The organism is Rhodococcus sp. NPDC059179, assembly GCF_042754885.1.
Classification (GTDB): Bacteria; Actinomycetota; Actinomycetes; order Mycobacteriales; family Mycobacteriaceae; genus Rhodococcus_G.
On the sequence record NZ_JBHZBV010000004.1, the window covers coordinates 172,204 to 194,106 of the forward strand.

Genomic DNA, 21,903 nt, shown 5'->3' on the forward strand with positions numbered 1-21,903 from the left:
GCGGGTGGCTCAGAGGATGTGAACGCCGGTGGCCTGCGGACCCTTCGGCCCCTCGGTCACCTCGAACTCCACCTGCTGGTTCTCCTCGAGGCTCTTGAAGCCAGAACCCTGGATCTCCGAGAAATGCACGAAGAGATCCGGTCCGTCCGTGCGGGAGATGAAGCCGAAGCCCTTCTCCGCGTTGAACCACTTGACTGTTCCCTGACTCATATTTGCTCCTTACAGGGCTGGGATGACGGGACCCACACCGTGTGGTGCCCGGGCCGCTTCGAGACTCGGCGTCTCCAGATTCCTGAAGGCAAACAGAGCGCACGCAACTTGAGTTCTTGCGAGCGTGCGAAAAACACAAACACACAAAACTACGACCGCCTGGTTCAACGACTTCGGCCAGGGATCCATTCCCGAGGGGGCGGTTCTCGGGATCCGACCCGCCGATTCACCCGAGAACCTCCCCTTCATCACGGCTTCCTCCCCCTCGCGCCGCTCACACGGTCGCACCGGCCGCGCGCAGCTTCGCGCGGACCCGCTCCAACACCACCGACGGCCGATCTCGCAGCAGCTCGGCGCTGACCCGGACCACCGCCCACCCCAAGGACTCGAGGTCCGCGAGTCTGTCGATGTCATGAGAACGCTGCCGCTCGTCCAGCCAGTGGTGTCCCCCGTCGTATTCCACCAGCACCCGCCAGCACTCCCACCCCATGTCCGATCGTGCGAAGATGCGCCCCGAACGATCCCGGATCTTGATCTGCGTCTCGGGCTGCGGCAGTCCGTCCCGCACGATCAACAGCCGGGTTCGGGTCTCAGGCGGGGACTCCGCTCCGCCGTCGACCAGACCAAGCACCGCACGCAACTGGACCAGCCCACGGGCGCCCAGGTGACGCCCCGCGACCTCGAGCACCTGCGCCGGTTCGAGGTCTGTCGCATTGCACAGGGCATCGAGGACCTCGACGGCGCGGTCGAAATCGAGCGTGCGACCGAGATCGAAGGCGGTTCGTGCCGGCGTGGTGACTCGTATGTCCCCGATCCGACAGGTCTCACCGTTAAGCAACTGCGCCTTCCTAACGACGATTCCCTTCGGCGCTCGCACGTGACCGGACCGGATCAGCTCGGCCGGTTCACTTGCATCGATCCACCTGCTGCCGTGCAGGGCCGCAGCGGAGAACCCGGCGAGCACGCCTTCTCCTTTCGACCACATCCAGGCTGCATGCGCGCGGGCGACCGCCGTCGGCTGGGTTCCCTTGCGCACGTAGACGTCCCGGTGCAGCCGCACGAAGTCGCGTCGCAGTTGGTGCGCCGTGACGACACCCTGCCGCATCGCGACGGTTCCACGGAACGGGTGCGATGGCCTCACCCCTCGACCCTGACCGATTCGCGACCCGAACGGGGACTGGAATTGCGATCTGTGGATGACCGGTGCGCTCATCCACAGATCGCCGAGGGGGCGGAATTCGGGCCGCGCGCATGGAGAATCCCCGAGAACCTCCCCCTCGCGGGTCAACTGTCAGCCGACCGCAACCAGCTCCCGACTGTGTCGCGCACGCTCGACCTCGTCGATGAGCGCGACGGCGAGGTCTGCATAGGAGAATGCCCGCGCCCCCTCGTCCGCCGCGAGGACGGCGCCTCCCCCGATCCGGTACCGCCCGGTGGGCTCGGCCGCCTCGTCGAGGACGACCGGCGGCGGCGCGAGCATCACCCAGTCGACGGTGGTGTCTGCGCCGCGGAGAACCTCCAACGCGGCCGCGTGCCCGAGGGAGAACTCCCTGGCCTCCGCCGGGAAGCCGGGTGCATCGAGCACCCTGACACCCGGCGCCGTCTCGAGCACCGTGCCGATGCCGACGGCGAGGAGCCGGTCCACACCGGCCCGGCCGAGGCCGTCGAGCAACGCTTCGGTGACCGCGACATAGAACTCGGACGACCCGAGGTCCATCCGGGCGACCGCGCTGATCGCCGCATCGTGGTCCACCGCGAGCGCGGCGACGCTGTCGGCGCTGGTGGCATCGCCGGACACCAGGTCCGCACCCACGTCCGCGAGCTCCGGGAATCTCGCGGGGTCGCGCACCACCGCGGTGACCCGGTGACCGCGGCCCACCGCCTCCGCGACCGCGCGACGTCCGGCGCGACCGCCTGCACCGAAGATGATGATCCTGCTCATGTGTGGCTCCGCTCGACAGGGCCGGCGCACGATTGCCGGCCGATGGCGCCGAAGATAGCGAGCAGGGTGCCGGTTACCGCAACGATAGTTACGCTGACCTGGTGACGAAGCCTCTGGACCCCGGCATGTTCGACGGCTGCTCGCCCGGCCCCGCACCGATTCGGATCGGCGACAAATGGACCGCGCGCATCATCGCGTGCCTGCGCGACGGCCCGCGCCGGTTCTCGGAGTTGCAGGTGCCGCTGCGGACGGTCACCCCGAAGGTCCTCACCGAATCGTTGCGCGCCCTGGAGCGCGACGGCCTGGTCACCCGCACTGCTCATGCCGAGATCCCGCCCCGGGTGGAGTACGAGCTCACCGCGCTCGGCCGCTCCCTACTCGAGCCCATGGCCGCGGCCTGTGCATGGTCTCGCGAGCACCTGGACCAGCTGCTGGATGCGAGGACCGCGCACGAGCTGCGGGCCGGCACCTAACCGCCCTAACCGCCGCTCGCTCCCGAGCTGGCCTTCGACCAGTCGGCGGCAATGTCTGTCGCCGCGGAGAGGACCGACCGGGTCAGCCTGTCCGGGGTAAATCGGACGCTCGGTCGACCCACGATCCCCACGCCACCGACGACGTCCCCGTTCCCGTCGACGATCGGGGCGCTGACGCAACACAATCCGGGAAGGGTCTGCTCGTACTCCACCGCGAATCCGTCGTCGAGGGCCGCGCTCAGGTCGTCGCGGAGTTCGCGGGGGTTGGTGACGGTGTACGGAGTCAGTTGCGGGATCGGCGCGTGGAGTACGACATCAGCGAGGTCGGGCCGGTGGGACAGGAGGCAGCGACCCATGGCGGTGGAGGCCGCGCCGGTTACCGGGCCGCTGATCAGCGATCGCTGGGCGATACCTTCCCGGTTGTCGCCGTAGACGCGTTCCAGTTCGGCGAGATCGTCGCCGCGCACCAACGCCAGGGCGATCACTTCGCCCGTCCGGGCGAACAACTCCTGCAGGTGCGGCATCGCGGCGTCGCGCTTGCCGTGGTGCATGGCCGCGATGGCACCGGGGTCGATCAGTCTCGCGCCCAGCCGGTATCCGCGCGGGTCCCGCCGAAGCACTCCACGAGAAGCCAGATCATTGGCGACACGCATGACCGTGGGCTTGGGAATTCCGGTGGTCGCGGCGAGGGCGGCGAGGGACGCGCGCCCGTCGAGTTCGGCGATCGCGTCGATGATGGCGAGCAGGCGCCCCGAAACGGTGTGGTCATCCATGACCCAGACCCGACCTGACGGCAACACAAACCGACAGTCTTCAACGTATCACTGGACGCGGGTCTCCTGTCCGCACGCCAAGTGAGAAATTTTCTCCCAGTCCCGCGCCACCGCGACCCGGGCGGGGCTACTAACCGACGTTCCGGCGCAGCCAGGTGACCTCCGCGCCCTCGCCGCCACTGCGGTACGGCTCGAGCGCCTCGTCCCATGCGGTGCCGAGCGCCGTGTCCAGTTCCGACGCCAGTTCTCCGGTGCTGCCGTGCGCCTGCATCAGCGCTCGCAGCCGCATCTCGCCGAGGATCACGTCGCCGTTCGCGCTCATCGCGCCGCGCCACAGTCCCAGTCCGGGGACGTGACTGAACCGTTCGCCGTCCACCCCCTCGCTGGCGTCCTCGGTGATCTCGAACCGCAGCATCGGCCAGGGCCGCAACGCGTTGACCAGCCGCGCGCCGGTGGCCACGGGACCGACCCAGTTGCTGGTCGCACGCAGCAGACCGGCCCCGGCGGATTGTGAGGTCCATCTGAGGTTGGCCGGACTCTCCAGGGTGGCGGTCAGTGCCCATTCGACGTGCGGGCACACCGCGGCCGGCGACGAATGCACGTAAAGCACACCAGTCGTCGCATCGGCGAACTGTTTCAACGCGCGCACAAGGCACCTCCGGCTCAGACGAGGGACGTCTTCCCCAACGACCTCGTGTGGGCCTGCCACGCATTTCGCGTCACCAGTGTGCCCTGTGCTCCCCCTGTTACGCCAGTGATAGACGGGATTGGTGTGATCAGGCCCCGACGAGCTCGGTCAGCACGGCCTCGCTCAGCGACGGCCAGGCCGCCTTGGCCCAGTCACCGAAGGCGCGGTCGGCCAGCGCGACGCAGGCGAGCGAGCGGGCCGGGTCGACCCAGAGGAAGGTGCCGGACTGGCCGAAGTGGCCGTAGGTGGCCGCCGAGTTCGTCGCGCCCGTCCAGTGCGGCGCCTTGCCCGCCTTGATCTCGAAGCCGAGCCCCCAGTCGTTGGGTCGCTGGACGCCATAGCCGGGCAGCAAACCATCCAGCCCGGGGAACTGCACGCCGGTGGCCTCGCGCGCGGTCTCGGCCGTCACCAGGGTCGGCCCCAGCAACTCCCGGGCAAACCGGGACAGGTCCGCCGCGCTGGACCGGGCACCGTGCCCGGCCGGACCGTCGAGCGTCGACGCCGCCATGCCGAGCGGGACGAACACCGCCTCGCGCAGGTACTCCGGGAACGCGATCTCCGTCTCCCCCGCGATGAGGTCGGCCAGCACCTCGAATCCGGCGCTGGAGTAGATCCGCTTGGTGCCGGGGGCGCTCTGCACCGTCTGCTCGCCGAACGCCAGTCCGGAGGTGTGCGCGAGCAGATGCCGCACGGTGGCGCCGGGCGGCCCCGCGGGCTGATCGAGCTCGATCGCGCCCTCCTCGACGGCCACCAGGGCGGCGTACGCGACGAGCGGCTTGGTCACCGAGGCGAGTGCGAACACCCGGTCCTGGTCGCCGGCCGCGCCGATATCGCCGTTCGGACCGACCACGGTCACCGCGGCATGGTCGACGGGCCACCGTTCGATTGCATTCAGGCTGTGCACCTTTGCAGCCTACGAGACCGCACTCAGGCCTCTGCCAACCTGGCCAGCCCCGCCGCAAGCGCCGGGTCCGCACCCGACGCGGACTGGAGTGCGGCCAGGAACGTACCGGCGAGCAGCTGCTCGAGCGTCGCCCGCTCGATGTCCGCGCTCGCCAGCCAACGCAGGCACGCGGCCTTCTCGAACGCCAGGCAGCCCTCGATCACCGTGACCGCGATCTCGCTCGGCGCGTCGATGCCGAGCGCGTCGAGGATCAGCTCGAATGAGGCCGCGTCCACCCGGCGCCCGAGTTCGGCGAGGCTCGAACTCCCGCCCGCCCGTATCAGGGCCTGCCACCCGACGTTGTGCAACTGCACGTGGTCCAGGTAGGCCCCGAGCCCGGCCATCAGCCTGCCGAGCAGCGGCCCCTCACCCGTCGCCGCGGTCAGGTCCGCGATCATCTTGTCGGCCGCGGACTCCATCGCCGCGAAGACGAGCGCGTCCTTACCGCCGAAGTAGTGGTACAGCAGCCCGACGGACACCCCGGCCTCCGCCGAGATCTCCTGCACGGAAAGCCGTTCCGGTTCCCGGGTGGCCAGAGCCCGCAGGGTCGCCTCGATCAGCTCGGCGCGACGTTGCTCGGTCGTCAGCCGGGTGCGTTGCTCGGGCATCGGCGCCCCCTCCCCTCGGTCGCGCTCACTCCAGAGGCCCGAAGGCTATTGAAATGACGTTCAACAGAGGCTACCGTCGAAGTCGCTATTGAATCCACTTTCAATACAGGAGCCCGACATGACGCAGAGCGGCACCACCCTGGAAGTAGAACGCTGGATCGAGACCACCGCGGGCCCCGTGCACCTGCGCGAGCTCGGCGCCCCGACCGGCAGCCCGCTGCTGTTCGTGCACGGCGCACTCGTCGACAGTCATCTCTGGGACGGCGTCGCCGCCCGGGCCGCCGAGCTCGGGTACCGGTGCCTGCTACCGACGCTCCCCCTCGGCTCGCACACCCGGCCGATGAAACCCGGCGCCGATCTGAACCCACCCGCCCTTGCCGACCTCGCCGCCGAGGTGGTCGGCCAGCTCGGGCTCCGCCAGATCACGGTGGTGGGCAACGACACCGGCGGCGGCCTGAGCCAGATCCTGACCGTCCGACACCCGGATCTGGTGCGGACACTGATCCTGACCGCCTGCGATGCCTACGAGCAGTTTCCGCCCCGGTCGCTGCGCGCCTTCTTCGCGCTCGGCAGGGTACCCGGCGTCCTCGCCCTCGGCGGGCAGCTCATGCGGCTGCGGGCCGCACGTCGGTTCGCAATACCCCGCCCGCTCAGCCATCGCGGAGTCAGCGACGCCGTGATCACCGGCTGGACCCGACCACTGCGGGACCGGATGCTGCGCCGGGACACCCTCGAGTTCTTCGCGGGTATCGATGCCTCGCACACCCTGGAGGCCGCGCAGCAGCTGCGCACCTTCACCGGCGGGGCGTTGCTCATCTGGGGTACTGACGACCGCGTCTTCGGCCTCGACCTGGGCCGCAGGCTGGCGGCCGACATCCCGGGCGCCCGGCTCGAGATCCTCGACGACTGTGGCGCATTCGTCCCGCTCGACGCGCCGCCCGGGGTCGCCCAGCTCTTCGGGGGGGGTATCCCCGTATACACCGCGGCCCGGGGCAGCTCTACTGAGCTGCCCGGCGCCGTGGAGGTGTTGCTAGCGGTCCGCGTCGGTGTACTTGATGACGCCGCGCAGGTTCTTGCCGTCCAGCATGTCCTGGTAGCCCTCGTTGATCTGCTCGAGGCTGTAGGTGTTGGAGATCATGTCCTGCAGGTTCAGCTGACCCGACTTGTACAGGTCGAGCAGCAGCGGGATCTCGTGGCGCGGGTTCGCGCCGCCGAAGACGTTGCCCTTGAGCGTCTTCTGCAGCATCGCGAAGAGGAAGAGGTTCATCTTCACGTCCATGTCGGACATGTTGCCCATCGACGTCACCACGCAGGTGCCGGCCTTGGCGGTCAGGGTCAGCGCGGGGTCCACCAGGGCGCCGTCCATCTCGCCCATGGTCAGGATGACCTTCTGGCACATCTTGCCCCAGGTCAGCTCCATGACCGGGACGATGGCCTCCTCGAGGCTCGCGTAGGCGTGGGTGGCACCGAACTTGAGGGCCTGCTCACGCTTGAACGCGACCGGGTCGATGGCGATGACGTGGCGTGCGCCCGAGACGACCGCGCCCTGGAGCGCGGCCATGCCGACGCCGCCGACGCCGACGATCGCGACGGAGTCACCGGGGCGGACCTGCGCGACGTTGGTGGCCGAGCCCCAGCCGGTGGTGACGCCGCAGCCGACCAGCGCGGCGACCTCGAACGGGATGTGCTCGTCGATCTTGACGGCGGAGTACTCGTGCACGGTCATGTACGGGGAGAACGTGCCGAGCAGGGACATCGGGATGACGTTCTGGCCGCGGGCCTGGACGCGGTAGGAACCGTCGGAGATGGACTGGCCGGTGAGCAGACCCATGCCGAGGTCGCAGAGGTTCGAGTGACCCTGGGTACACGGATCGCAGGCACCGCAGGCCGGGATGAAGGACATGACGACGTGGTCGCCCTCCTTCAGCCGCTTGACGTTCGGGCCGACCTTGGTGACGACACCGGCACCCTCGTGGCCGCCGAGAACCGGAAAGGACGGCACCGGGGTGGCGCCGGTGACGAGGTGGTGGTCGGAGTGGCACATGCCGGCCGCCTCCATGCGGATCTGCACCTCGCCCTCACGCGGGTCACCGAGCTCGATCTCCTCGACCGACCACTTCTCGTTGAGACCCCAGAGAATCGCGCCTTTTGTCTTCATTTCGTTCCGGCCTTTCGTCCGCGTGCGCTAATCGTGATCGAGGTGACGGCGATCACAGCGCACACGATAGCCGGAATCTCGGCAAATTGGAACACGTTCTAGAAGAATTTCGTGCCATGGTCTAACGGAGTTCTAAAAGCCCAGGACAATCGGGGTACCGAGGCCGACACGCGGGCGGCTCCGGATCCGTCGGGGGTGCGTGTCGGGGCCCTCGAACTGGACGAGCGTCCTTCAGCCCCGCACGTCGTGCAGGTGATGAATCGGGTCGTGCACGAAATAGCGCGCGAGCGACTCCACCGTGAACGCGGATCCATCGCTGCGCAGCCCCCGCCTGCCCCGGTCCGCGGGCGGGACCGACGCGAAGGCGTCGGCCACGGCAGCCGCGGCGGCGGTCAACTCGGCCGCGACCGTCGCGGGATCCTGCTCGCCGTAACGCTCGGACACCGCGGTCTCGTCCTGGTCCCAGTTCGCGAACTGGGGGTCGTCCTGCGCGAGCATCAGCTCCAACCGCTCGCGGAAGATCCGGAACACGTCGCGCACGTGCGCGGAGTACTCCAACGCCGACCAGGTCTGCTCGTTCGGCCGCTCGGCCACGCCCGGCCGCGCCAGCACCGCGGGCCAGGCCGCCGCGTTCGCGCGCACAAGATCGGGAATGTCGTCGAAGTCGACGGCGCCGGAATCAAATCCGCAGTCCGCGCAGGGACGTTCGAGTACCCACGTCCAGTTCTTGGTGTCAGGCGTGATCGTCATCGGTCCAGGCTAGGAATCGCGCGGACACCGGCGCAACCGATGTACCGCCAACTTTCGACGAGATCGAGGACCGTGGTGGGGCGGGCGGGGCTCGAACCCGCGACCAATGGATTATGAGTCCACGGCTCTAACCGACTGAGCTACCGCCCCATCACCGCAGCGAACACACCCGCGGCACGCCGAAATGCTACCGGCCCCGCACACCCCATTGTCTGCCCAGGGTGTCGGAGTGCGCCGCCCGCGGTCGGACGGCGCCCCCGGATGCAAGAAGACCCCGCCACACGTTGTGTGACGGGGTCTTCCCGGAATGCTCCCCCGACTGGACTCGAACCAGTAACCGTCCGATTAACAGTCGGAAGCTCTGCCAATTGAGCTACAGGGGATTACTTCGTACGGCCTCGCGCTCTCGTCTGGCCGCGGGGAAACTTTAACCCATCCCCCTACCCTGGTGCCAAATCGCCTGCCAGGAGGCCCGTCAGGCAGACTGTCGACAGGCTGGTCGGAGGAGGAAAGCAGGGATGATGCGGTTGTTGATCGCTGTCGGCGTCGGGTACGTGCTGGGGACCAAGGCGGGCAGGTCACGCTACGAACAGATCAGCAAGGCCGCCAAGGCCGTCGCGGCCAGCCCCGCCACCAAGAAGGTCATCGACGTGGGCAGGCAGAAGCTCTCCGACAGCCTGAACACGCAGCCACGCCTCGAGCCGCTCGAGGCCATCGACGCGGACACCACCATCTACGTCCCGCGCGAGCGCAAGAAGTAACGCAACCGCCCGCTGCTACAGGTCGTCAGCCCCGACGGCCTGCTCGAGCAGGCTCCGCCGATACTGCTCGAGCGCGACCAGGTCGCCGAACAGGGACATGTACTCGTCGGGCTGATCGGCCTGCGACATGCGCTGCAGCTTCGACTTGAGGTCGGCAACCTGATTGCCCACCCATACCTCTTGCAGCCGGGCCAGCACCCTGGGGATGTAGGCGGGCACGTCCGAGGCCCGCATCGGGTCCACGGCCAGCTCGGTCACCAGCGACTGCAGCGGTTCGGCCCGCTTGCCGACGGCCTCCATCCACTCGGCCCCGCCCAGCCCCGCACCGGTCCCGCCTGCCTCCGCGATGGCGTCGCGCACCAACGCGTAGGCGGGGTGGGTGAACGATTCGGTCGGCAGCGAATCGAACACCGAGCCGGCGATCGCCGGAAACTGCAAGGCGGACTTGAGCGCCTCCCGCTGCGGCCACAGCGTCGGGTCCGTGGGGTTCGGCCGCGCGGGACCCGCAGGCGCCTCCGCCGCGCCCTGCTCCGGCACCCTGGTCCGCTCCTGCCGCTGCTGTCCGCGGCCCGACCTCGGCGCGTTCCGGCGAGCCTCCTCGCGGACCCGCTTGATCACCGTCGGGATGTCGTCCCAGCCGACCCAGCCGGCGAGCTGGCGGGCGTAGTCCTCACGCAGTGCCTCGTCCTTGATCCGGGCGACCACCGGCACGGTTCGGCGCAGCGCCTCGACCCGGCCCTCGCCGGTGTCGAGGTCGTGCTCGGCGAGCAGGGATCGGACCACGAACTTGAACATCGGGATGCGCCGCGCGACCAGGTCGCGCACCGCGGCGTCCCCCGACGCCTGACGCAGCTCGCACGGGTCCATCCCGTCCGGCGCGACCGCGACGTAGGTCTGCCCGGCCATCTTCTGATCGCCCTCGAACGCCTTGAGCGCGGCCGCCTGGCCCGCCGCGTCGCCGTCGAAGGTGTAGATCACCTCGCCGCGAAAGTAGCTGTCGTCCATCAGGAGTCGGCGCAGCATCGCCAGGTGGTCCTCGCCGAATGCGGTGCCACAGGCCGCGACCGCGGTCTTCACCCCGGCCAGGTGCATGGCCATCACGTCCGTGTAGCCCTCGACGACCACCGCCTGGTGGCCCTTCGCGATGTCCCGCTTGGCCAGGTCCAGACCGAACAACACCTGAGACTTCTTGTACAGCATGGTCTCTGGGGTGTTGATGTACTTGCCGGGCATGGTGTCGTCGTCGAACAGCTTGCGTGCGCCGAAGCCGATGACGTCGCCGCCGAGGTTGCGGATCGGCCACACCAGCCGACGCCGGAACCTGTCGATGGGGGTGCCGCGCTTGCCCGGCGTGGCCAGGCCCGCGTCGACGATCTCGTTCGCCTCGAACCCCTTGACCATCAGGTGCTTGGTGAGGGTGTCCCAGCCGTCCGGCGCGTAACCGCAGCCGAAGGTGACCGCCGCCTGCCCGTCGAAGTTGCGCTCGGTGAGGTAGTCGCGGGCGGTCTGCGCGTCCGGTTCGCGCAGCCGCGCCGCGTAGAACTCCTGCGCGGCCGCATTGGCCGCCACCAGCCGCGCCCTGGTGCCGCGGTCACGCTGCACCGAGGGGCCGCCGCCCTCGTAGGAGATGGTGTAGTTCAGCCGGTCGGCGAGCTGCTCGACGGCCTCGACGAAGGAGATGTGCTCGATCTTCTGCAGGAACGAGTACACGTCGCCGCCCTCGCCGCAGCCGAAGCAGTGGTAGGTCCCGTGGTTCGGCCTCGCGTGGAAGGACGGCGACTTCTCGTCGTGGAACGGGCACAGGCCCTTCATCGAGTCGCCGCCGCTGCGCTTGAGCGCGACGTACTCCCCCACGATGTCTTCGATGTGGGTCCGGTCGCGAATGGCCGCGATGTCTCGTTCAGGAATTCGGCCGGCCACCCGAGCAGTGTAGGCGCTTCGCACCTGTGCGCGTTTTTGGTAGCCCCCGCTACCAGAACCGCGCACAGGCGGCGAAGCCGCGCTAGCCCCAGGCGGCCTGAGCGCCGAGACTCTGCTTGTCGACGCGTTCGAGGCGACTCTCGGTGTACGAGGCGATCTGGTCGACGATGACCCTCGTGCGGGCCGCATCATCTGCCGCGCGCTCCCAGGCAGAGAGCAGCAACGGGTCCAGCCCGGACGGCGCCGTGCGGTGCAGCCATTCGGACACCCGATGGATGCGATCGCGCTGCCGGTCCTGTTTGGTCCGGTGCCCGGCGTCCGACATCACGTACCGCAGAGCGACGGTCTTGAGCAGCGCCACCTCCGCGCCCACCACGGGCGGGATCTCCAGTTCGGCTCGGTAGCGCGAGAGCGGGCCCTCGCCCGCGACCCGGCGGGTCTCGGTGACGGCCGCGGTGGCGAACCGGCCGACCAGCTCGCTGGTGAGGTTCTTCAGTGCCACCGAGCTGGACAGGGTGCCGTCGAAGCTGCCGCCCGCGCCCACCACCACCGGCAGCACGGACAGCCGCCGCGCGGCCTCCACCAGGTCGTCGACGATCAGGCCGCGGAACTCCGAGGCACCCATCTCCGCCAGCGCGCGCTGCTCGGCGGGGTCCGCGAGCGCGCGCAGGTCGATGCGCCCCGCGATCACCCCGTCCTCGACGTCGTGCACCGAGTAGGCGACGTCGTCCGCCCAGTCCATCACCTGCGACTCGAGGCAACGCCGCGTGCCGGGCGCGCCCTCGCGCACCCAGGCGAGGATCTGGGCGTCGTCGTCGTAGGCGCCGAACTTCGCGCCGGGCGCCGGCCGCGTCCACGGGTACTTGATGGACGCGTCGAGGGCCGCGCGGGTGAGGTTGAGCCCGACGCTGCGCCCGTCCGCGCCCAGCACCTTCGGCTCCAGGCTGGTGAGGATCCGCAGATTCTGGGCGTTGCCCTCGAATCCGCCGCAGTCCGCGGCGACCTCGTCGAGGGCCTTCTCGCCGTTGTGCCCGTACGGCGGGTGACCGATGTCGTGGGCGAGCCCGGCGAGGTCGACCAGGTCCGGGTCGCAGCCGAGGCCGTCCGCGATGCTGCGACCGATCTGCGCGACCTCGATCGAGTGGGTGAGCCGGGTCCGCGGGGTGTCCCCGTCGCGCGGACCGACGACCTGGGTCTTGTCGGCGAGCCGACGCAGCGCCGCGCTGTGCAACACCCTGGCCCGGTCGCGCGAGAAATCGGTGCGCCGCGCCGAGGTGCCCGGCAGCCCGCCGGTCTTCGGGGCCTCGGCCACCCGCCGCTCCAGGTCGTGCTCGGTGTAGTCGGGATCCGGCGTCATCACTGACCCGCGGTGTAGGGGAAGTCCGCTGAGAAGTGGGTGAGCTGATACCAGATCAACGCGCCTGTCTCCCTGGCGATTCCGTGCAACTGCGACTCCCTGGTGAAGACCGCGGGGCCCTGCCGGGTCGGCGCCGTCCAGGCCTCGAGGCCTGCGTCGCGCGCCATCGTCCTGGTGCGCAACGAATGCCACGGGTCGCTGACCAGGGCCGCGGACGTCATGCCGCGCTCGCCCATCTCCCGGCTCACCCCCTCGATGCTGCGCAGGGTGTCCGAGCCCTCCTCCACGGCGATGATCCGGTCGCCCGGGACTCCGCGGCCGATCAGGTAGTTCCGCCCCGACGCGGCCTCGGTGTACTGGTCGCCCTCCTGCTTGCCTCCGACGGTGACCACGGTCGGCGCCACGCCCCGCTCGAACAGCTTGGCGGCCTGTTCGAGGCGCGCCTCGAACACCGAGGACGGGGTCCCCGAGTACTGGGCCGCGCCGAGCACCACGATGGCGTCGGCCTTGGTCTGGTCGTCGATCCGCGCGACCTGCCACACGCGGGCCGCGGTGCCGCCGACCAGCAACAGGCCCATCAGCACCGCACCGGCGACGGTTCGGCGCGTCCACCGCGCAAGGGTGCCCCCGAAACCGAGTCGGTCGGTCTCACGCACGCGGGCTGCTGTTGAACTCACCCCGCAAGTCTGCCAGCCGCCGCCCGCGTAGCGCGGTGTGGCGCGCCCGGATCACGGCGCGAACCCCGCGATCGACGCTAGATTCACTGCATGGCACTCGCACAGCCGCGCGCTCGCGGACGACAATCCACACACCGCATTTCGATCGCGGGAGCCGCGGCGTCCGTACTGGCCTTGCTCGCCCTGATCTGCCTGCCCGGCACCGCCGCCGCGGAGGCCCCGTTCCGGATGCCCGGCCAGATCGCCGACCGGGTCGGCGCCCTGGACGACGCCGAGCGCGCCGATGTGCGGTCCGCACTCGACGCCCTCTTCGACGCGCATCACGTGCAGCTGTGGGTGACCTACGTGGACAGCTTCGGCGGCACGGACGCCGCACAGTGGGCTAGCAAGACCGCGCAGCAGAGCGGGCTCGGGGACCAGAGCGCCCTGCTGGCGGTGGCCACCGGGGACCGCGCCTACGCCCTCGACCTGCCGTCGAACCTGAGCAACGTCAGCACCTCCGAGATCGACGCCATCGAGCGGGATGCCATCGTTCCCGCTCTGCGACAAGAGGATTGGTCCGGCGCCGCGATCGCCGCAGCCGGCGGCATCGGCGACGCGATGAGTTCGTCGGGGTCGGGATCGACCGCCAAGTACCTCCTCATCGGCGGCGGTGTCGTGGTCATCGGGGCCGGCGGGGTGGTGCTCTACTCGCGCCGGAAGAAGGGCGAGCGGATCCGCCAGGGCATCGACGCGGCCAAGGACGTCGACTGGACGGACCCGGCCGCCATCGCGGCCCTGCCGATCGAGACCCTCGACGCCCGCGGCAAGAAGGTGCTGGTCGAGACCGACAACGCCATCCGGATCAGCGAGGAGGAGCTGAACCTGGCCCGCGGCGAGTTCGGCGACCAGGCGACCGCACCGTTCACCGCCGCCTACGAGGCCGCGAAGTCCACCCTCGCCTCGGCGTTCACCCTCCGTCAACGCCTGGACGACGACGTCCCCGAGACCCCGGACCAGAAGCGGGACATGCTGATCCAGCTGATCTCGACGTGCAGCCGCGCCGACAAGGAGCTCAACTCCCGGGTGACGGAGTTCGACGGGATGCGCGATCTGCTCATCGATGCGCCCGCCCGCCTCGACGCCCTCACCCAGGACGTGGTCGAGCTGACTGTCCGGGTCCCGAAGTCGGAGGCCACCCTCGCCGGGCTGCAGAACGAGTTCCCGGCACCCGCGCTGACGTCGGTGACCGGCAACGTCGCGATGGCACAGCAACAGCTGACGTTCGCGGATCAGAACATCACCGCCGGCCGCGAGGCCGCCGCGCTGCCCGCGGGCAAGCAGGGCCCAGCCGTCGTCGCGATCCGGGCCGCGGAGGGTGCCATCGCGCAGGTCCGCGAACTGCTCGACGGCGTCGACCACGCCGCGGACAACATCCGCACCGCCATCGCCACGCTGCCCGCGGTCCTCGACGACGCCCGCAAGGACATCGCGGCGGCGGACGGGTTGGCCCAGCACGGCGGCCAGCAGCTCGCCTCGGCCAAGGCCGCGACGGAGAATGCGCTGACACAGGCCGAGGCCCTCAAGGACAGCGACCCGCTCGGGGCCTACACCGCAATCGTGAAGGCGGACAACGAACTCGACACCGTCCTGGCCGCGGCGATGGACGCCAAGGAACAGACCGAGCGGGCCGCCCAGCGCCTCGCCCAGGACCTCACGGTGGCCCAGTCACAGGTCACCGCGGCCAAGGACTACGTCAACACCCGGCGCGGCGCGGTCGGCGCGGAGGCTCGCACCCGGCTCTCGGAGGCGGAACGCCACCTCGACGCCGCCCGCCAGCTGAGCCAGTCCGATCCGGCCAAGGCGTCGCAGCACGCGAAGGCGGCTGGCGACCTCGCCGCCAGGGCGCTGCGGCTCGCGCAGGGCGACGTGCAGACCTGGGAGGCGAGCAGGCAGCCGCGGAGCTCCGGCTCCAACACCGGTGCGATCCTCGGCGGAATCCTCATCGAGTCGATGATGCGCGGCGGGATGAGCGGCGGCTGGGGCAACCGCGGGGGCGGCGGCTTCGGGGGCGGCGGTGGCCGCGGCCCTGGCTCGTTCGGCGGTCCGAGCAGCTCCGGCCGGATCAGTCGCGGCGGGCGGTTCTAGGGCCCGACCGATGCGCGAGCCGAGTGCCGGAGGCGGGCCGTGAGCTCCGCGCTGGCGCAGCCCGGTCTGGCGCTGGCGGTCGTCTGCATGGCGATGGCCGCGATCGCCGCGGTGGTGTACCGGGTTGCGGCACTTGACCATCCGCTGACGGTGCCCGGCGCGGCGCTTCGCGGCGCGCTGCAGCTGGCCGCCGTCTCGATCGTGCTGGCTGCCGCACTGCGCCACCTGTGGTCGGCGGCCGCGATCCTGCTCCTGATGTATGTCGCGGCGTCGGTCACCGCCGCCCGTCGCGCGGACGCCGGCCGTTCCGGTGCGTGGCTGGGCATCGCTCTGGCCGGGGGAATCGCCGCGACGCTGCCGCCGATGCTGATCAGCGGGGTGGTCCCGATCGAAGGGGTCGCGCTGATCCCGATCGGGGGCATCGTGCTCGGCGGCGCGATGACCGCCACCGCGCTGGCCGCCAAGCGGGCGCTCGACGCCATCGACCAGCGATTCGGCGAGGTCGAGGCGGCCCTCAGCCTCGGGCTGAGCCTGCGGGACGCCCGGATGGAGGTGATTTGCACGGCGGCCTCCGACGCGCTTCTGCCCGGCCTCGATCAGACCCGGACGGTGGGCCTGGTGACGCTTCCCGGCGCCTTCGTCGGGGTGCTGCTCGCCACCGGGTCCGCCGCGCAGGCGGGTGCGGTGCAGATCCTGGTGCTCGTCGGGCTGCTGCTGGCGCAGACCTGTGCGGTGGCGGTGACGATGGAACTCGTCGCCCGCGCCCGCGTCGTGCGCTGACGCGCCTGTGCGCGGTTGACGGGTCCAGGGACCCGTCAACCGCGCACGGGCGGCGGAGCCGCTTAGGCGCCCAGGAGGCGCTGGGCCAGGTAGCCCTCGACCTTGTCGAGCGAGACCCGCTCCTGCTCCATGGTGTCGCGCTCACGGATCGTCACGGCCTGGTCCTCGAGGGTGTCGAAGTCGACGGTGATGCAGAACGGGGTGCCGATCTCGTCCTGGCGACGGTAGCGGCGGCCGATGGCGCCCGCGTCGTCGAACTCGACGTTCCAGTTCTTGCGCAGCAGCGCCGCGAGATCCTTGGCCTTCGGGGTGAGGTCGGCGTTGCGGCTGAGCGGGAGCACCGCGGCCTTGACCGGGGCCAGCCGACGGTCCAGCCGCAGCACGGTGCGCTTGTCGACGCCGCCCTTCGCGTTCGGCGCCTCGTCCTCGGAGTACGCGTCGACCAGGAAGGCCATCAGCGAGCGGGTCAGGCCCGCTGCCGGCTCGATGACGTACGGGGTGTACCGCTCGCCGCTGGCCTGGTCGAAGTAGTTCAGGTCGGTGCCCGAGTGCTCCGAGTGGGTCTTGAGGTCGAAGTCGGTGCGGTTGGCGACGCCCTCGAGCTCACCCCACTCGCTGCCCTGGAACCGGAAGCGGTACTCGATGTCGACGGTGCGGGTCGAGTAGTGCGAGAGCTTGTCGGCCGGGTGCTCGTACAGCCGCAGGTTCTCCGGGTCGATGCCGAGGTCGGTGTACCAGGCGAGCCGGGTGTCGATCCAGTACTGGTGCCACTGCTCGTCCTCGCCCGGCTTGACGAAGAACTCCATCTCCATCTGCTCGAACTCGCGGGTGCGGAAGATGAAGTTGCCGGGGGTGATCTCGTTGCGGAAGCTCTTGCCGATCTGGGCGATGCCGAACGGCGGCTTCTTGCGCGAGGTGGTGAGCACGTTGGCGAAGTTGACGAAGATGCCCTGTGCGGTCTCGGGGCGCAGGTAGTGCAGCCCCTCCTCGGTCTCGATCGGCCCGAGGTGCGTCTTGAGCATCATGTTGAAGTCGCGCGGCTCGGTCCACTGGCCGACGGTGCCACAGTCGGGGCACACGATGATGTCCATCGACACGTCGTCAGGGTTGCCCTGGCCCTTCTTCTCCGCGTAGGCCTCCTGCAGGTGGTCCTGGCGGTGCCGCTTGTGGCAGGTCAGGCACTCGACGAGCGGGTCGTTGAACACCCCGACGTGACCGGACGCGACCCACACCTCGCGCGGCAGGATCACCGAGGAATCGAGGCCGACGACGTCGTCGCGGCTGGTGACGATGTTGCGCCACCACTGCTTCTTGATGTTCTCCTTGAGCTCGACGCCGAGCGGGCCGTAGTCCCAGGCAGACTTGGTCCCGCCGTAGATCTCACCGCAGGGATAGACGAGCCCCCTGCGCTTGGCGAGGTTGGCGACGGTCTCGATCATGGACTTGGGTGCCACTTGGGGAGCTCTCCATCTGGGTAATAGATGCTGCGGTCACGTGCGGTTTTCTGGGCCCCAGCCTATCTGCCCCGTCGGGCCGACCGAAATCTCCCGTTTGACATGCGCATCCATGCATATCAAAATGGAATCGATTTGCAATAAGGGCGCCCGGTGGGCCGGGTCCGACGCGGAGGGTGGGCGACGAGTGAGCATCAGCGATGCCGACGATCTCCACGGCGACACCACCGAGCACGATCCGTCCGGCGGCGCGCCGCCCGCGGCCCTGCCTGGCAAGGACACCCTGAGCGCGGCGGGCGACATCCTGCGCGCGCTGGCCGCACCGGTGCGGATCGCCATCGTGCTGCAGCTGCGCGATGCGGAGCGCTGCGTGCACGAGCTGGTCGAGGCGCTCGGCGTCACCCAGCCGCTGATCAGCCAGCACCTGCGAGTACTCAAGTCGGCGGGCGTCGTGCGCGGCGAACGCAATGGCCGCGAGGTGTTCTACCGCCTCGTCGACGACCACCTCGCCCACATCGTGATCGACGCCGTCGCCCACGCCGAGGAAGGACCGAGACCTTGACCGAAAAGAACGACAGGCGCAGCCCCGTCGTAGTCGGCGTGCGAGCCACCAAGCAGCGCAGCGCGATCTCGGCGCTGCTCGACGAGATCGACGAGTTCCGCTCCGCGCAGGATCTGCACGACGAGCTGCGCAAGCGCGGCGAGGGTATCGGCCTGACGACGGTCTACCGGACGCTGCAGACCCTGGCCGAGGCCGGCACCGTCGACGTCCTGCGCACCGACACCGGCGAGTCGGTGTACCGCCGCTGCTCGTCGGGTCACCACCACCACCTGGTGTGCCGGTCGTGCGGGTTCACCGTCGAGGTCGAGGGCCCGACGGTCGAGCAGTGGTCGCAGTCCATCGCCGACGAGAACGGCTTCACCGACGTCAGTCACACCGTCGAGATCTTCGGCACCTGCCGCACCTGCTCCTCGTAGCCGATCGCGTGCGCCGGCCTGAGTGTGCCGGTAGCGATCTGGTTCTCAGCGATCCAGATCGCTACCGGCAGAACGTCGTGCGGCTCAGCTAGCCGTGACGGCGACGTCGAGCGCGGGATAGATGGGGTACTCCACGCCCGACAGGTACTGGACGGTGCGCACAACCTGGCAGGAGTAGCCGAACTCGTTGTCGTACCAGACGTACAGGATGGCGGTGTCGCCCTCGACGATCGTCGCGTTCGCGTCGACGATGCTCGCCGCACGCGAGCCGATGAAGTCGCTCGACACCGCGTCGGTTGCGGCCGTGTAGTCGAGGTTCCGGCTCAGCGCGCCCGTGAGCGACTCCTGCCGGAGCCGCTCGAGCACCTCTTCCTTCGTGGTCTCACGGTTCAGCTGCAGGTGCAGGATCGCGATGGACACATCCGGAGTGGGGACGCGGATCGAGTTGCCGGTGATCTTGGCCTTCAGGTCGGGCAGCGCCTTCGCGACGGCCGAGGCGGCACCGGTCTCGGTGAGCACGAGGTTGGTCGGCGCCGAGCGACCACGGCGGTCGGCCTTGTGGTAGTTGTCCAGCAGGTTCTGGTCGTTGGTGAACGAGTGCACCGTCTCGACGTGACCCCGCGACACGCCGAACTCGTCGTCCATCGTCTTCAGCGGCGGGACGATGGCGTTGGTGGTGCAGGACGCGCAGGACACGATGTTCTCGTCCAGGTCGACGCTGCGGTGGTTGACGCCGTGCACGATGTTCGGGACGTCGCCCTTGCCGGGCGCGGTGAGCACCACCTTCGCCACACCCGGGCGCAGGTGCTTCGACAGTCCGTCGCGGTCGCGCCAGATTCCGGTGTTGTCGATCAGGATGGCGTTGTCGATGCCGTACTCGGTGTAGTCGACGGTCGTCGGGTCGTTGCTGTAGATGAACTTGATGACGTTGCCGTTGGCGATCAGGGCGCTGTTCTCCGCATCGACCTTGATCGTGCCGTTGAACTGCCCGTGGACGGAGTCGCGACGCAGCAGCGAGGCACGCTTGACCAGGTCGTCGTCGCCGCCCTTGCGGACCACCACGGCCCGCAGGTTGAGGCCGTTACCCGAACCCGCCTTCTCGATGAGCAGCCGAGCCACCAGTCGACCGATACGCCCGAAGCCGTAGAGAACCACGTCCTGCGGCTTCGCCGGGCTGGTCTCCGCGCCGCCGACGAGGTCGGCGAGGCTCTGCGCGACGAACTCCGGGATCGACGCTCCGGCGCCTGCGGCGCGGTAGGCCGTCACGAGCAGGCCGAGGTCGATCTTCGACGGACGCAGGTTGAGCTCCGTCAGTGCCTCGAGGAAGGGGAACGTCTCCTCGACGGACAGCTCATCGCCGCGGATCTGCCGGGCGAAGCGATGGGTGCGCAGGATGCTGATGACCGACTTGTTCACCAGCGAGCGGCTGTGAAGCAGAATGGTCACCGAGTGCTTGCGGTGCAGGCCGCCGATGATCGGGATCATCGCCTCCGCCAGTGCCTCCTCGGAGTTCCACTGGGTCAGTTCCGCTGTGCTCACTGCGCTCCTCTGCGGCCTTCGTGAGGCCCATACTGTGTGTCCGCGGGTTGGATACCGGGCTGACTGGGACGCGCGTCATTCTGCCAGTACAGCTGTGGATCACTGAGAACCAGGTCCCGACCGGCACGGAAAACGACGTGCGCGGATCAAGCATATGGAAGCGCCTTCCCCGGGCGACACGACGGTCGTCGAAACCGTCCGGTGCAACGAGGACCTGGCGATCTCACGGGCATGGCCGTAGGCCGGTGAAGGTCGCCTCAACCCCGGCGCACCCTAGAACAGTCGGCGCATGAGCGCGATGGCCCGGTCGGAGTACGGCGGGTAGGCGAACCGGGGATCCGGCTTGAAGGGCTTGACCAGCACCGCCTTGCGGTGACTGAGCGCCTCGAATCCCCACTTTCCGGTGTACTGACCCATCCCACTGGCACCGACCCCGCCAAACGGCAGCTGTGGGGCCGCGTAGTGGTACGTCAGGTGGTTCACGACGATGCCGCCTGCGCTGACCTCGGCGAGCACCCGGCGTCTCGCCTCGCCCGATCGGGTGAACAGGTACGCGGCGAGCGGCTTCGGCCGCGCGGTGACGAACGCGATCGCCTCGTCCAGCGAATCCACCGCCAGCACGGGCAGGATCGGACCGAAGATCTCCTCGGTCATCAGCGGCTCGCCGACCTCGGGGTCCACGAGCACGGTGGGCTCGATCGTCAGGCTCGCACGGTCCGTGCCGCCACCGACCGCGACGGTCGCTCGGGTCGACGCGAGACCGGTGGCCAATCGGTCGAAGTGGCGTTCGTCGATGACCCTCAGGCCGCGCACCGGCGCGTCGGCACGGAACTCCCCGACCGCCCCGACCAGCCGTGCGACCAGGTCGTCGCGCACGGACCTCTCCGCCAGGACGTAGTCGGGCGCGATGCACACCTGCCCCGAGTTGAGCAGCTTCGCCCAGACGATCCGGCGGGCCGTCACGTCCAGATCCGCGTCAGCGGTGACGATCACCGGACTCTTCCCGCCCAGTTCCAGAGTCACCGGGGTGAGATGCGGTGCGGCGGCCGCCATCACCTTCCGTCCGATCTCGGTGCCGCCGGTGAAGAAGCAGTGGTCGACGCCCTGAGCAAGCGCATCCTGAGTGACAGTGCCGTCCCCTTCGACCACCGCGACCGCGCCGGGGTCGAGGTATTCGGGGATCAACCGCGCCAACAGTCGCGACGTCGCCGGGGTCAGCTCGGACGGCTTGACCACCGCACAGTTGCCCGCCGCCACCGCCGCGACCAAGGGGTTCAGCACCAGATTCACCGGTCCGTTCCACGGCCCGACGATCAAGACCACACCGAGCGGCTCGTACTGGATCCAGCCGAGCGCGGGCATCATGCTCGGCGACAGCGGGCGGAGGCGACGGCGCATCCACCTGCGCACCCGAGCCCGCGCGTAGGCGGCCTCCGCGCGGGGGGAGGTGACGGCCAACATCCACGACTCGAAGGCGCTGCACCCGAGGTCGGTGGCCAGCGCCTGAGCGAACTCGTCCTCCCGCTCGATCACGAGACGCTCGATGCCCTCGAGTTGCGCGATGCGCCAGTCCGCGCCCCGAGTCCGGCCCGTCGCGTACACCCGCCGCAGGTCCGCGATGATCGCGGCGACCTCCACCGTCGTCTCGGCTGCGTCCGTGTCCTGCCCGATTCCCATCACGGCCACCTCGGTTCGGCTGTGGGATCTCGATCAACCATACGACGGGCAATGCGCGCCGCGCAGCCACCTAGGGCATGTCTCCCAA

The 21,903-nt window shown here is 69.4% G+C and carries 22 protein-coding genes, 2 tRNA genes and 1 pseudogene; 7 read left to right on the forward strand and 18 right to left on the reverse strand.

The annotated features are described in order from the left end of the window. Positions 1-9: 9 nt before the first annotated feature. The 3 genes from ACFXMV_RS11300 to ACFXMV_RS11310 all read right to left on the reverse strand — a co-directional run bounded on the left by ACFXMV_RS11300 (position 10) and on the right by ACFXMV_RS11310 (position 2,152). A complete protein-coding gene (locus ACFXMV_RS11300) occupies positions 10-210 on the reverse strand; it encodes a cold-shock protein (RefSeq protein WP_378502401.1) in 201 nt (66 codons plus the stop codon). Between the two features lie 274 nt (positions 211-484). Then, positions 485-1,315, reverse strand: a complete 831-nt coding sequence (locus ACFXMV_RS11305; RefSeq protein WP_378502402.1) for a DUF559 domain-containing protein — start codon at positions 1,313-1,315, stop codon at positions 485-487. 186 nt (positions 1,316-1,501) lie between these two features. Then, positions 1,502-2,152, reverse strand: coding sequence for an NAD(P)-dependent oxidoreductase (locus ACFXMV_RS11310; protein WP_378501228.1), 651 nt, complete (start codon positions 2,150-2,152; stop codon positions 1,502-1,504). 101 nt (positions 2,153-2,253) lie between these two features. Between ACFXMV_RS11310 and ACFXMV_RS11315 the strand changes: the two genes are divergently transcribed. Beyond that, on the forward strand, positions 2,254-2,625 hold the full coding sequence (locus ACFXMV_RS11315) for a winged helix-turn-helix transcriptional regulator (protein WP_378501227.1): 372 nt from the start codon (positions 2,254-2,256) through the stop codon (positions 2,623-2,625). A gap of 5 nt (positions 2,626-2,630) precedes the next feature. Here ACFXMV_RS11315 and ACFXMV_RS11320 read toward each other — a convergent pair whose 3' ends face one another. From ACFXMV_RS11320 to ACFXMV_RS11340, 5 genes are all read right to left on the reverse strand, one after another. Continuing rightward, positions 2,631-3,398, reverse strand: coding sequence for an IclR family transcriptional regulator (locus ACFXMV_RS11320; protein ID WP_378501226.1), 768 nt, complete (start codon positions 3,396-3,398; stop codon positions 2,631-2,633). Between the two features lie 130 nt (positions 3,399-3,528). Beyond that, positions 3,529-4,047 carry a DUF3145 domain-containing protein gene (locus ACFXMV_RS11325; RefSeq protein ID WP_378501225.1) on the reverse strand — a complete coding sequence of 173 codons (519 nt, stop codon included), beginning with the start codon at positions 4,045-4,047 and terminating at the stop codon, positions 3,529-3,531. A 127-nt stretch (positions 4,048-4,174) separates the two neighbouring features. After that, a complete protein-coding gene (locus ACFXMV_RS11330; protein WP_378501224.1) occupies positions 4,175-4,990 on the reverse strand; it encodes a serine hydrolase domain-containing protein in 816 nt (271 codons plus the stop codon). 23 nt (positions 4,991-5,013) lie between these two features. Beyond that, positions 5,014-5,637 carry a TetR/AcrR family transcriptional regulator gene (locus ACFXMV_RS11335; RefSeq protein ID WP_378501223.1) on the reverse strand — a complete coding sequence of 208 codons (624 nt, stop codon included), beginning with the start codon at positions 5,635-5,637 and terminating at the stop codon, positions 5,014-5,016. Between the two features lie 100 nt (positions 5,638-5,737). Continuing rightward, complete coding sequence (locus ACFXMV_RS11340) at positions 5,738-5,890, reverse strand: hypothetical protein (protein WP_378614268.1); 153 nt, start codon at positions 5,888-5,890, stop codon at positions 5,738-5,740. Here ACFXMV_RS11340 and ACFXMV_RS11345 point away from each other — a divergent pair. Beyond that, positions 5,864-6,514 (forward strand): annotated as a pseudogene (locus tag ACFXMV_RS11345) (alpha/beta fold hydrolase); the annotation flags it as partial. The gene ACFXMV_RS11340 and the pseudogene ACFXMV_RS11345 overlap by 27 nt on opposite strands. A 153-nt stretch (positions 6,515-6,667) precedes the next feature. Here the strand turns inward: ACFXMV_RS11345 and ACFXMV_RS11350 are convergent. The 4 genes from ACFXMV_RS11350 to ACFXMV_RS11365 all read right to left on the reverse strand — a co-directional run bounded on the left by ACFXMV_RS11350 (position 6,668) and on the right by ACFXMV_RS11365 (position 8,928). Next, entirely contained in the window at positions 6,668-7,795 is a 1,128-nt protein-coding gene (locus ACFXMV_RS11350; RefSeq protein ID WP_378502419.1) for an NDMA-dependent alcohol dehydrogenase, read from the reverse strand. A gap of 231 nt (positions 7,796-8,026) precedes the next feature. Then, positions 8,027-8,545, reverse strand: a complete 519-nt coding sequence (locus ACFXMV_RS11355; RefSeq protein WP_378503009.1) for a DinB family protein — start codon at positions 8,543-8,545, stop codon at positions 8,027-8,029. A gap of 73 nt (positions 8,546-8,618) precedes the next feature. Continuing rightward, a tRNA-Ile gene (locus ACFXMV_RS11360) sits at positions 8,619-8,695 on the reverse strand. Between the two features lie 160 nt (positions 8,696-8,855). Beyond that, positions 8,856-8,928, reverse strand: a tRNA-Asn gene (locus tag ACFXMV_RS11365). Between the two features lie 135 nt (positions 8,929-9,063). On the opposite strand from ACFXMV_RS11365, the gene ACFXMV_RS11370 reads away from it, so the two are divergent. After that, complete coding sequence (locus ACFXMV_RS11370; protein ID WP_378502360.1) at positions 9,064-9,306, forward strand: hypothetical protein; 243 nt, start codon at positions 9,064-9,066, stop codon at positions 9,304-9,306. A gap of 15 nt (positions 9,307-9,321) precedes the next feature. Here ACFXMV_RS11370 and dnaG read toward each other — a convergent pair whose 3' ends face one another. From dnaG to ACFXMV_RS11385, 3 genes are all read right to left on the reverse strand, one after another. Then, positions 9,322-11,226, reverse strand: coding sequence for a DNA primase (dnaG, locus tag ACFXMV_RS11375; protein ID WP_378503010.1), 1,905 nt, complete (start codon positions 11,224-11,226; stop codon positions 9,322-9,324). Between the two features lie 82 nt (positions 11,227-11,308). Beyond that, on the reverse strand, positions 11,309-12,583 hold the full coding sequence (locus ACFXMV_RS11380) for a deoxyguanosinetriphosphate triphosphohydrolase (protein WP_378503011.1): 1,275 nt from the start codon (positions 12,581-12,583) through the stop codon (positions 11,309-11,311). Then, a complete protein-coding gene (locus ACFXMV_RS11385) occupies positions 12,583-13,161 on the reverse strand; it encodes a YdcF family protein (RefSeq protein WP_378503038.1) in 579 nt (192 codons plus the stop codon). The genes ACFXMV_RS11380 and ACFXMV_RS11385 overlap by 1 nt, the downstream gene beginning before the upstream one ends. Positions 13,162-13,350: 189 nt before the next feature. Here ACFXMV_RS11385 and ACFXMV_RS11390 point away from each other — a divergent pair, with 189 nt between their 5' ends. Further along, the gene (locus tag ACFXMV_RS11390) at positions 13,351-15,387 is read left to right on the forward strand and encodes a TPM domain-containing protein (RefSeq protein WP_378499239.1); all 2,037 of its coding nucleotides are present in this window, start codon (positions 13,351-13,353) and stop codon (positions 15,385-15,387) included. Between the two features lie 39 nt (positions 15,388-15,426). Beyond that, positions 15,427-16,167: an ABC transporter permease gene (locus ACFXMV_RS11395; RefSeq protein ID WP_378499238.1), complete on the forward strand. Its 741-nt coding sequence runs from the start codon at positions 15,427-15,429 to the stop codon at positions 16,165-16,167. Positions 16,168-16,229: 62 nt separating this feature from the next. Here ACFXMV_RS11395 and ACFXMV_RS11400 read toward each other — a convergent pair whose 3' ends face one another. Continuing rightward, a complete protein-coding gene (locus tag ACFXMV_RS11400) occupies positions 16,230-17,621 on the reverse strand; it encodes a glycine--tRNA ligase (protein ID WP_378503012.1) in 1,392 nt (463 codons plus the stop codon). Between the two features lie 187 nt (positions 17,622-17,808). Between ACFXMV_RS11400 and ACFXMV_RS11405 the strand changes: the two genes are divergently transcribed. Continuing rightward, positions 17,809-18,183: an ArsR/SmtB family transcription factor gene (locus tag ACFXMV_RS11405; RefSeq protein WP_378503013.1), complete on the forward strand. Its 375-nt coding sequence runs from the start codon at positions 17,809-17,811 to the stop codon at positions 18,181-18,183. After that, entirely contained in the window at positions 18,180-18,599 is a 420-nt protein-coding gene (locus ACFXMV_RS11410; RefSeq protein ID WP_378499235.1) for a Fur family transcriptional regulator, read from the forward strand. Before ACFXMV_RS11405 ends, ACFXMV_RS11410 begins: the two co-directional genes overlap by 4 nt. Positions 18,600-18,683: 84 nt before the next feature. Here ACFXMV_RS11410 and ACFXMV_RS11415 read toward each other — a convergent pair whose 3' ends face one another. Continuing rightward, complete coding sequence (locus ACFXMV_RS11415) at positions 18,684-20,138, reverse strand: glyceraldehyde-3-phosphate dehydrogenase (RefSeq protein WP_378499234.1); 1,455 nt, start codon at positions 20,136-20,138, stop codon at positions 18,684-18,686. Positions 20,139-20,411: 273 nt separating this feature from the next. Further along, complete coding sequence (locus ACFXMV_RS11420) at positions 20,412-21,815, reverse strand: aldehyde dehydrogenase family protein (protein WP_378499233.1); 1,404 nt, start codon at positions 21,813-21,815, stop codon at positions 20,412-20,414. Positions 21,816-21,903 lie beyond the last annotated feature (88 nt).

Coding starts and splice junctions, on each gene's coding strand:
- ACFXMV_RS11300 (WP_378502401.1), bottom strand. CDS start 210: ATGAGTCAGGGAACAGTCAAGTGGTTCAACGCGGAGAAGGGCTTCGGC.
- ACFXMV_RS11305 (WP_378502402.1), bottom strand. CDS start 1,315: ATGCGGCAGGGTGTCGTCACGGCGCACCAACTGCGACGCGACTTCGTG.
- ACFXMV_RS11310 (WP_378501228.1), bottom strand. CDS start 2,152: ATGAGCAGGATCATCATCTTCGGTGCAGGCGGTCGCGCCGGACGTCGC.
- ACFXMV_RS11320 (WP_378501226.1), bottom strand. CDS start 3,398: ATGGATGACCACACCGTTTCGGGGCGCCTGCTCGCCATCATCGACGCG.
- ACFXMV_RS11335 (WP_378501223.1), bottom strand. CDS start 5,637: ATGCCCGAGCAACGCACCCGGCTGACGACCGAGCAACGTCGCGCCGAG.
- ACFXMV_RS11340 (WP_378614268.1), bottom strand. CDS start 5,890: ATGACTGTCGACGAGTGCGCCGTGCACGAACAGCAGCGGGCTGCCGGT.
- ACFXMV_RS11350 (WP_378502419.1), bottom strand. CDS start 7,795: ATGAAGACAAAAGGCGCGATTCTCTGGGGTCTCAACGAGAAGTGGTCG.
- ACFXMV_RS11355 (WP_378503009.1), bottom strand. CDS start 8,545: ATGACGATCACGCCTGACACCAAGAACTGGACGTGGGTACTCGAACGT.
- ACFXMV_RS11370 (WP_378502360.1), top strand. CDS start 9,064: ATGATGCGGTTGTTGATCGCTGTCGGCGTCGGGTACGTGCTGGGGACC.
- ACFXMV_RS11380 (WP_378503011.1), bottom strand. CDS start 12,583: ATGACGCCGGATCCCGACTACACCGAGCACGACCTGGAGCGGCGGGTG.
- ACFXMV_RS11385 (WP_378503038.1), bottom strand. CDS start 13,161: ATGGGCCTGTTGCTGGTCGGCGGCACCGCGGCCCGCGTGTGGCAGGTC.
- ACFXMV_RS11390 (WP_378499239.1), top strand. CDS start 13,351: ATGGCACTCGCACAGCCGCGCGCTCGCGGACGACAATCCACACACCGC.
- ACFXMV_RS11420 (WP_378499233.1), bottom strand. CDS start 21,815: ATGGGAATCGGGCAGGACACGGACGCAGCCGAGACGACGGTGGAGGTC.